Annotated in this window: 6 protein-coding genes; 2 read left to right on the forward strand and 4 right to left on the reverse strand. The window is 72.7% G+C overall.

Translation table 11 applies throughout. From position 1 onward, the window contains the following. Positions 1 to 120 precede the first annotated feature (120 nt). The 3 genes from ACZ4W5_RS20345 to metH form a co-directional block, all read right to left on the reverse strand. Positions 121 to 1,728 carry an ABC transporter substrate-binding protein gene (locus tag ACZ4W5_RS20345; RefSeq protein ID WP_360230334.1) on the reverse strand — a complete coding sequence of 536 codons (1,608 nt, stop codon included), beginning with the start codon at positions 1,726 to 1,728 and terminating at the stop codon, positions 121 to 123. Positions 1,729 to 1,949: 221 nt separating this feature from the next. Beyond that, positions 1,950 to 2,678: an HAD family hydrolase gene (locus ACZ4W5_RS20350; protein WP_465655938.1), complete on the reverse strand. Its 729-nt coding sequence runs from the start codon at positions 2,676 to 2,678 to the stop codon at positions 1,950 to 1,952. A gap of 139 nt (positions 2,679 to 2,817) precedes the next feature. After that, on the reverse strand, positions 2,818 to 6,327 hold the full coding sequence (gene metH, locus ACZ4W5_RS20355; RefSeq protein WP_360230338.1) for a methionine synthase: 3,510 nt from the start codon (positions 6,325 to 6,327) through the stop codon (positions 2,818 to 2,820). A 143-nt stretch (positions 6,328 to 6,470) separates the two neighbouring features. Here metH and ACZ4W5_RS20360 point away from each other — a divergent pair, with 143 nt between their 5' ends. Further along, the gene (locus tag ACZ4W5_RS20360) at positions 6,471 to 7,553 is read left to right on the forward strand and encodes a glycoside hydrolase family 18 protein (RefSeq protein WP_465655939.1); all 1,083 of its coding nucleotides are present in this window, start codon (positions 6,471 to 6,473) and stop codon (positions 7,551 to 7,553) included. A 34-nt stretch (positions 7,554 to 7,587) separates the two neighbouring features. Here the strand turns inward: ACZ4W5_RS20360 and ACZ4W5_RS20365 are convergent, their stop codons facing one another. Next, positions 7,588 to 8,115: an SRPBCC family protein gene (locus tag ACZ4W5_RS20365; RefSeq protein ID WP_465655941.1), complete on the reverse strand. Its 528-nt coding sequence runs from the start codon at positions 8,113 to 8,115 to the stop codon at positions 7,588 to 7,590. 352 nt (positions 8,116 to 8,467) lie between these two features. Between ACZ4W5_RS20365 and ACZ4W5_RS20370 the strand changes: the two genes are divergently transcribed. Then, positions 8,468 to 9,421: a PAC2 family protein gene (locus ACZ4W5_RS20370; protein WP_465655942.1), complete on the forward strand. Its 954-nt coding sequence runs from the start codon at positions 8,468 to 8,470 to the stop codon at positions 9,419 to 9,421. Positions 9,422 to 9,576 lie beyond the last annotated feature (155 nt).

The raw sequence follows: 9,576 nt of genomic DNA on the forward strand, positions 1-9,576 counted from the left end.
GTACACACAAGGTCTGTACTGGGCTCATGCCCTCCCCCCCGCACCCCCCCCCCCCCCCCCCCCCCCCCCCCCCCCCCCCCCCCCCCCCCCCCCCCCCCCCCCCCCGCCGTGCGTCGCGCGCTACTTGCCGCTGCGGCCGATCTCCCAGAAGCGGAAGAAGCCGGTGGTGTCGACGGTGGACTCGACGCCGGTGATGTCCGGGCGGGCCGCGTAGAAGGACTTGTTCTGGTAGAGCGGGACCAGCGGGACGGTGTCCGCGACGATCTGCTGGACCTGCGCGTAGCCCGCCGAGGCGGCGCTGCGGTCGGCCTGCTTGAGGCCGTCCGGGATCAGCTTCTGGCTGATCCTCGGGTCGTCCCAGCCGGTGTGGAAGACGCCGCCGTCGAGCAGCAGCGGGGCGAGGTAGTTGTCCGGGTCGGGGTAGTCGGCGAACCAACCGATGATGTACGCCTGGTACTTGCCCTCGGTCCAGCCCTTCTTGTAGGCGTCCCAGTCCGCCTCCTGCTGGACCGTCACCTGGAAGAGGCCGCCGGTCTCCAGCTGCTTCTTGATCGTCTCGGCCTCGCCGCCGCCGGCCCGCGAGCGGGACCAGGTGAGGGTGAGCTTGACCGGGGTCTGGACCTTGGCGTCGGTCAGGGCCTTCTTGGCCTTGGCCACGTCCTGGTCGCCCCAGCGGTCGAAGAAGGCAGTGGTGTGGCCGGTGACGCCGGCCGGGACCATCGCGTACAGCGGCTGGACGGTGCGGGCGAAGACGTCGCGGGCGAGCGCCTTGCGGTCGAGCAGCGCGGCGGCGGCCTGGCGGACGCCGACGTTGGAGAGCACCGGGTCCTTGGTGTTGAAGGCCAGCGAGCGGGTGTCGTTGCTGTCGCCCTCGACCACCTGGAGGTCGGTCTTGCCGCCCTGCTGGTCCGAGCGGATCTGGGCCGCGGTGTTGGGCTCCAGGCTGTTGTCGGTGACGTCGACGTCGCCCTTGTCCAGCGCCGCCTTGAGGTCGGCGGGCTTGTCGAAGTACCGGACGGTGAACTTGCTGTTCCGCAGCTTGGCGTCGCCGCTGTACTTGTCGTTGGGGACCAGCACGACCTTGCCCAGCTGCTTGCCGCCGGCCATGCCCTCGACCGAGTCGAAGCGGTACGGGCCGGAGCCGACCACCTTGTCGTTGGCGAGCGCCTTGTCGGCCGGGTAGACCTGGTGGTCGACGATGGCGCCGGCCGGGGAGGCCAGCTTGGCCGGCAGGGTGGCGTCGGGGGTCGCCAGGTGGAAGACCACCTCGCTGTCGCCCTTGGCCTCCACGCTCTTGATCGAGGCGAGCAGGCCGGCCGGGCCGTTCGGGTCGTTGATCTTCTTGGTCCGCTGGATCGAGAACACCACGTCCTCGGCGGTCAGCGGGTGGCCGTTGGAGAACTTCAGGCCGGGCCGCAGGGTGCAGTGGTACTCGGTGGCCTCGCCGCCGGAGAAGTCGCAGGACTGCGCGGCGTCCGGGGAGGGCGTGCTGGCGGCGGCCGGGAAGGTCAGCAGCGACTGGAAGGTGTTGCGCAGCACCAGCCAGGAACCGGAGTCGTAGACCACCGCGGGGTCCAGCACGCCGGTGAGCTGGGCGGTCCCCATGGTGATGGACTTGCCGCCGCTGTCCCCCTTGACGGCGTCGGTGACCGATCCGCAACCGGCCACCGTCACGGCGACCAGACCGGCGCAGCCGAGTGCTGCCAGGCGTTCAGCTGAAGTCTTCACGGGAGCGTCCTTCGGGGGTGTCGCGAACCCGAGTAGCGTGCCATATCGAACACGCACGACCGATACCCGTGCAGATGACGTTTGGGACACGGTCGTTGGGGGCATCACGGCGCGCCCGACGAGTTGTCAGCCATTGCCCGTTTTCTCCCCACCGGACCGCCGGTGCCGGCCCGGCAGGGCCGCCTACCGGCCGGTAGGGTCGGCGCGCAATGAGATGACAATCACATCCAGTGGGTGGCCGCGCCCTGGACCCGCGAGGCGACCAGCGACCGCAGCAGTTCGAGATCGACCTGCTCCAGCGACGGCAGCACCAGCCGCCCGGGGGCCGGCTCGATCGGCGCCACCGAGGGCACCGCGATCACCGGACAGCCCGCCGCCTCGCCCGCCCGCACCCCGGTCGGGGTGTCCTCGACGACCACGCAGCGGGCCGGCTCCGCACCCAGCCGGCGGGCCGCCTCCAGGTACGGGTCGGGGAACGGCTTGGTGCGCGGCAGCTCGTCCCCGCCGATGGTGAAGGCGAACCGGTCGGCGCCCAGCGAGCGCAGCACGATGTCGATCACGTGCCGGTGCGAGGCGGACACCAGCGCGGCCGGAACGCCGTGCGCGGCAAGGGTGTTGAGCAGCCGCTCGGCCCCCGGCATCAGCGGCACCCCGCCCCCCAGCAGGTCGACGAAGCGCTGGTTGACCAGCACCCCCAGGTCGGCCGGGGCGATGTCCACCCCGGTGCGGGCGACCAGGTACTCCATCACCCTGGTCATCGGTCCGCCGACGACGTGCGCCCGGTCCTGCTCGTCCAGCCGGTGGCCCAGCTCGGCGAAGAGCGTCACCTCGGCCTGCCACCAGAAGTCCTCGGTGTCCACCAGCGTGCCGTCCATGTCCAGCAGCACCGCCTGGAGGCCGGGCTCGGGCCCGAGGTCGAGCGCCGGGGCGGCGGTGGAGCTGGTCGTCATGGCAAGTCCTTCCGGCTGCGCCCAGGACGGTCCCGGGGATGGCACGGGCCGGCCCGCTGGTCAGCGGACCGGCCCGTTCAGGATCATCCAGGATACGCCCGCTTCGCCCGGAAAGAGCGAACGGAGAAGGACGTACGGGTTACCGTGCGTTGAAGTACTTCGCCTCGGGGTGGTGGATCACGATGGCGTCGGTGGACTGCTCCGGGTGGAGCTGGAACTCCTCGGACAGCACCACGCCGATCCGCTCGGGCTTGAGCAGCTCGGCGATCTTGGCGCGGTCCTCCAGCTCGGGGCAGGCCCCGTAGCCGAGCGAGAAGCGGGCGCCCCGGTACTTGAGGGCGAACATGTCCTTGACGTCCTGCGGGTCCTCGCCGGAGAAGCCCAGCTCGAAACGGACCCGGGCGTGCCAGAACTCGGCCAGCGCCTCGGCCAGCTGGACGGAGAGGCCGTGCAGCTCCAGGTAGTCGCGGTAGGAGTTCCCGGCGAACAGCTCGTTGGCCGCCTCGGAGATCCGGTTGCCCATGGTGACCACCTGGAGCCCGACCACGTCCCGCTCGCCGGACTCCTCCGGGCGGAAGAAGTCCGCCAGGCAGAGCCGGCGGCCGCGCCGCTGGCGGGGGAAGGTGAAGCGGGTCCGCTCGGTGCCGTCCTCGTGGAAGACGATCAGGTCGTCGCCCTTGGAGTTGGCCGGGTAGTAGCCGTAGACCACGGCCGCCTCCAGCCAGCCCTCGGTCTGCAGCCGGTCCAGCCAGGCCCGCAGCCGCGGCCGGCCCTCGGTCTCCACCAGCTCCTCGTAGGACGGGCCGTCGCCGCTGCGCGCGGCCTTGAGGCCCCACTGGCCCTTGAACAGCGCGTCCTCGTCCAGCCAGGAGGCGTAGTCGGCGAAGGGGATGCCCTTGACGATCCGGTCGCCCCAGAACGGCGGGACGGGCAGCGCGTTGTCCAGCGCGACGTCGGAGCGGATCTGGCCGAGGTTGACCTCGGGCTCCGGCTCAGCCACCTCGACCTTGGCGTGCCGGCGCTGCTTGAGCTCCGGCAGGGCCGCGCCGGGCACGCCGCGCTTGACCGCGATCAGCGCGTCCATCAGCCGCAGGCCCTCGAAGGCGTCCCGGGCGTAGCGGACCTCGCCCTCGTAGATCTCGTGCAGGTCCTGCTCCACGTAGGCGCGGGTCAGGGCGGCGCCGCCGAGGATCACCGGGAAGCTCGCGGCCAGCTTGCGCTGGTTCAGCTCCTCCAGGTTCTCCTTCATGATCACGGTGGACTTCACCAGCAGGCCGGACATCCCGATCACGTCCGCCTTGTGCTCCTGCGCGGCGTCCAGGATCGCCGAGACCGGCTGCTTGATGCCCAGGTTGACCACGTTGTAGCCGTTGTTGGACAGGATGATGTCGACCAGGTTCTTGCCGATGTCGTGGACGTCGCCCTTGACGGTGGCCAGCACGATGGTGCCCTTGCCCTCGCTGTCGGACTTCTCCATGTGCGGCTCCAGGTGGGCCACCGCGGTCTTCATCACCTCGGCGGACTGGAGCACGAACGGCAGCTGCATCTGGCCGGAGCCGAACAGCTCGCCGACCACCTTCATGCCGGCCAGCAGGGTGTCGTTGATGATCTCCAGCGCCGGGCGCACGCCCAGCGCCTCGTCCAGGTCGGCCTCCAGGCCGTTGCGCTCGCCGTCGATGATCCGGCGCTGCAGCCGCTCCTCCAGCGGGAGCGCGGCCAGCTCCTGCGCCTTGGAGGCCTTCACCGAGGCGGTGGAGACGCCCTCGAACAGCTCCAGCAGGCGCTGCAGCGGGTCGTAGCCGTCCCGGCGGCGGTCGTACACCAGGTCCAGGGCGGCCTCGCGCTGGTCCTCGGGGATCCGGGAGATCGGCAGGATCTTGGAGGCGTGCACGATCGCCGAGTCCAGGCCGGCCTCCACGCACTCGTGCAGGAAGACGGAGTTGAGCACCACCCGGGCGGCCGGGTTGAGGCCGAAGGAGATGTTCGACAGGCCCAGGGTGGTCTGCACCTTCGGGTGGCGGCGCTTGAGCTCGCGGATCGCCTCGATGGTCTCGATGCCGTCCCGGCGGGACTCCTCCTGACCGGTGGCCAGGGTGAAGGTGAGGCAGTCGACCAGGATCGAGCCCTCGTCGATGCCGTAGTCGGTGGTGAGTTCGGCGATCAGCCGCTCGGCGATCTCGACCTTCGTCTCGGCCGTGCGGGCCTGGCCCTGCTCGTCGATGGTCAGCGCGATCAGGCCGGCGCCGTGCTCACGGGCCAGCGAGGCGATCCTCCCGAAGCGCGAGTCGGGGGCGTTGCCGTCCTCGTAGTTGACCGAGTTGAGCACCGCGCGGCCGCCGAGCGCCTCCAGACCGGCCTGCAGCACCGGCGGCTCGGTGGAGTCCAGCACGATCGGCAGGGTGGAGGCGGTGGCCAGCCGGCCCGCGATCTCCTTCATGTCGGCGACGCCGTCCCGGCCGACGTAGTCGACGCACAGGTCCAGCAGGTGGGAGCCGTCCCGGATCTGATCCCGGGCGATCTCCACGCAGGCCTGCCAGTCGCCGGCCAGCATCGACTCGCGGAACTTCTTCGAGCCGTTGGCGTTGGTGCGCTCGCCGATCGCCAGGTACGAGGTGTCCTGACGGAACGGCACCGCCTGGTAGAGCGAGGAGGCCGCCGGCTCCGGCTTCGGCTCGCGCGGCGCGATCGGACGGCCCTGCACCCGCTCGACCACCTGGCGCAGGTGCTCGGGGGTGGTGCCGCAGCAGCCGCCGACCAGCGAGAGGCCGTACTCCCGGGTGAACACGTCGTGGGCGTCGGCCAGTTCGGCCGGGGAGAGCGGGTAGTGGGCGCCGTCCTTGCCGAGCACCGGCAGGCCCGCGTTCGGCATGCAGGACAGGCCGATCCTCGCGTTCTTGGCCAGGTAGCGCAGGTGCTCGCTCATCTCGGCCGGGCCGGTGGCGCAGTTGAGGCCGATGTAGTCGACGCCCAGCGGCTCCAGCGCGGTGAGCGCGGCACCGATCTCGGAGCCGAGCAGCATGGTGCCGGTGGTCTCCACCGTCACCTGCACCAGCACCGGGAGGTCCAGTCCGGCCTCGGCCAGGGCACGCTTGGAGCCGAGGATCGCGGCCTTGGTCTGCAGCAGGTCCTGGCTGGTCTCCACCAGCAGCGCGTCGGCGCCGCCCGCGATCAGACCGGCCGCGTTCCGCTGGAAGCCGTCCCGCAGCGTCTCGTACGGGGCGTGGCCGAGGGTCGGCAGCTTGGTGCCGGGGCCGATCGAGCCGAGCACCCAGCGGGTACGGCCGTCGGCGGCGTGGGCGTCGGCCACCTCGCGGGCGATCCGGGCACCGGCCTCGGACAGCTCGAAGATCCGCTCGGCGATGTCGTACTCGCCCAGGGCGGAGAAGTTGGCACCGAAGGTGTTGGTCTCCACGCAGTCCACGCCCACCGCGAAGTAGGCCTCGTGGACGGAGCGGACGATGTCCGGGCGGGTGACGTTGAGGACCTCGTTGCAGCCCTCGAGGTTCTGGAAGTCCTCCAGCGTCGGGTCCTGCGCCTGGAGCATGGTGCCCATCGCACCGTCGGCCACCACCACCCGGGTGGCGAGCGCTTCACGCAGTGCGTTCGCGCGGCTCTGCTGAGTGATGGACGGGTTGGCTGCAGTGGCCATGGGGCGTCTCCCTGGTGCGACGGCTGTCGGCTTTGCGAGCCCGCTTGCTCGGGCCCGCACGTGGCCAGGGTATCCGGCCCACGGCCCGGCCTGCGGGTGCATTCCGTATCCTGAGCGCTCGACCGCGAGGGGGGAACAGTCGCGTGATCCGATTCGGGAACGTCGCACGGCGGATCGGGCGGGCCCTGGGGGCGCCGCTGCGCCGCTGGAGAGGCCTGCCGTGGTGGGGGCGCGCCCTGGTGGCGCTGGGGCTGGCGGCGGCCGTACCGGTCGCCGCGCTGGGCTCGCTGTTCATCGCGATCCGGCTGCACTACTCGGGTGAACCGGCCGCCGAGGCCCGCACCCGGGGCCGGGACGCCGTCTGGCTCGGCCACGCCTGGGTGGACGGCCGCAAGACCGACGCCGACGTCGCCGCGCTGGCCCGGCAGCTGGCCGGCACCGGCGTGCGCGACCTGTACGTCCACACCGGGCCGCTGGAGCACGACGGCTCGCTGCCGCCCGCCGTCCACCCGACGGCCCGCTGGTTCACCGAGGCCGCCCACCGGGCGCTGCCGGGGGTGCGGCTGCAGGGCTGGTTGGGCGACGAGGTCAAGCCCGAGCGGGACGCGATGGACCTCGACGACGCGCCCACCCGGGACCGGGTCGCCGCCGCCGCGGCCCAGGTGCTGGACCAGGGCTTCGACGGCGTGCACTTCGACATGGAGCCGATCCGCCCCGGCTCGGCCGGCTGGCTCGCCCTGCTCGACCTGGTCCGCCCGGTGACGGCCGCCCGCGGCGCGAAGCTGTCGGTGGCGGCCCCCCAGATCGACCCCGTCCCCGGCCTGCACACGGCCGGCATCCTGCTCACCGACCACGGCAAGTGGTGGGACCGGGCGTACTTCCGGGAGACCGCCCGCCGGGTCGACCAGGTCGCGGTGATGACCTACGACACCTCGATGCCGACCGAGCCGCTGTACGGCGGCTACGTCGCGCGGCAGACCGAGCTGGCCCTGGCCGCCACCCCGCCGGACGTCGACCTCCTGATCGGCCTGCCGTTCTTCTGGGACGACAAGTGGGGCCACTGGGGCGACGCGGAGACCGTCCCGGCGGCCGTCCGGGGCGTCCGGCTGGGCCTGGGCCGGGAGGACCTGCGGCGGGCCAACTTCGGGGTCGCGCTGTACGTGGACTTCGCCGCGACGCCGGAGAACTGGGCGGCCTACCGGCGCGGCTGGGTGGACCCCTCGTAGGAGCCGGGTGGACCCCTCTTGGGATCCGTCGGGCTCAGGCCGCCATCCGGTGGGCCAGGGCGCCCAGGTAGCGGTGCACGGTGGCGTCCTCGCCGGACAGGTAGTGCGAGACGGCCCGGTACAGCGGCTTGCGGACCTCGCCGTGCTCGGTGACGGTCAGCGAGCAGCCGGACCCGGCCGGGGTGAGGCGGTACGTCCAGGTGCCGCCGTAGGGCAGGTCCCGGTCGGCGATGCCGGTCACCAGCCGGTACGGGGCCTCGCTCGCCACCACCTCGTAGGTGGTGTGCCCGTGCCGGTCGTACTCGCGCCAGCGCGGGCGTCCGCCGGCCCCGGCGGGCAGCCGTTCGACGTGGGTGAGGCCCGGGCGCCAGGCCGGATAGAGGTCGATGTCGGTCAGCACCTCCCAGACCGCGCCGGGCGGCTGGGAGAGTTCCAGCCCGCCCTCGGTGACGTGCTCCACCGGTAGCCGGCGCCCGGCCCGGTCCGCCACCAGCAGCGCGGCCCCGGCGAGCGCCGCCGCGCCCGCACCCGCACCTGCGCCGATCCACAGCCATCGGTTCATCGGTCGGCCCCTTCCGCCCGGCCCCCGCCCCATCATCGCGCCGCCGCGCCCGGCCCGCCCCCCGTGGCGCAGCGTCGCCGGTCAGGCACCGTGCGTCCGCACCTGGCCGCCTGACGCCGCGTCAGTCGCCGCGGGCCGGATATCCGCTGGATCAGGGCGGCCCGCTCCCCCAGACTGTCCCGGTGCCCGGCCGCCATGCGCATCAAAGCCCGTAGGCTGGGCAGGTAGGGACCGTGGAGCGAGCCGTTCCACGGGAGACGAGAGGTTCGACAGGCGGCAGCCGGCCCGTCGTTGCCCCGGCGAGCCAGCCGGGGCGGTGCCGGTCCGACCGCCGACCGGAGGGAGACGCTGGGTGATCGAGTTGGAAGATGTTCCCGAGTTGATCGACCCGGTGATGGTCTGCGCCTTCGAGGGGTGGAACGACGCGGGCGACGCCGCCTCCGCGGCCCTGGCGCACCTGGACGAGACCTGGGGCGGCAAGGTGTTCGCCGCCCTGGACGCCGAGGACTACTACGACTTCCAGGTCAACCGTCCGACGGTCTGGCTGGACGGCGGCGTGCGCCGGATCACCTGGCCGACCACCCGGCTGTCGGTGGTCCGGGTGACCGAGCCGGTGACCAGGGACGTGGTGCTGGTCCGCGGGATCGAGCCGAGCATGCGCTGGCGCTCGTTCTGCAACGAGCTGCTGGGCTTCGCGCACGAGCTGGGCGTCGAACTGGTGGTGATCCTGGGCGCACTGCTCGGCGACACCCCGCACAGCCGGCCGGTGCCGGTCAGCGGGGTCACCTCCGATCCGGACCTGGCCCGCCGGCTGGACCTGGAGGAGAGCCGCTACGAGGGCCCGACCGGGATCGTCGGGGTGCTCCAGGAGGCGTGCACCCACGCCGGGGTGCCGGCCGTGACGCTGTGGGCCGCGGTGCCGCACTACGTGGCGCAGCCGCCCAACCCCAAGGCCACGCTGGCGCTGCTCAACAAGCTGGAGGACCTGCTGGACCTGCGCGTCCCGCCGGGCGAGCTCGGCGAGGACGCCCGGGCCTGGCAGCTGGGCGTGGACCAGCTGGCCGCCGAGGACAGCGAGGTCGCCGAGTACGTCCAGCAGCTGGAGGAGGCGCAGGACACGGCGGAGCTGCCGGAGGCCTCCGGGGACGCCATCGCGCGCGAGTTCGAGCGCTACCTGCGCCGCCGGGAGAACGTCGGCCCGACCGGCGAGAAGCCGGTGTCCGGGCACGCGACGGCCGAGCGGCCGGCCGAGGCGGAGGGGCCGGGCACGACCCGGGAGAGCCAGGAGGGGGCGGAGGACGAGTAGTCCTCGTCGGCCCCGCCCGGGCGGGGTGTGGGGGGGGGGGGGGGGGGGGGGGGGGGGGGGGGGGGCGGGGGGGGGGGGGGAGGGGGGAGGGGAGGGGGGGGTGGGGGGGGGGGGCGGGGGCGGCGCATATGCTGGGCGACCAATAGTCGGTCGCC

It is taken from the genome of Kitasatospora sp. NPDC029367, assembly GCF_055569135.1.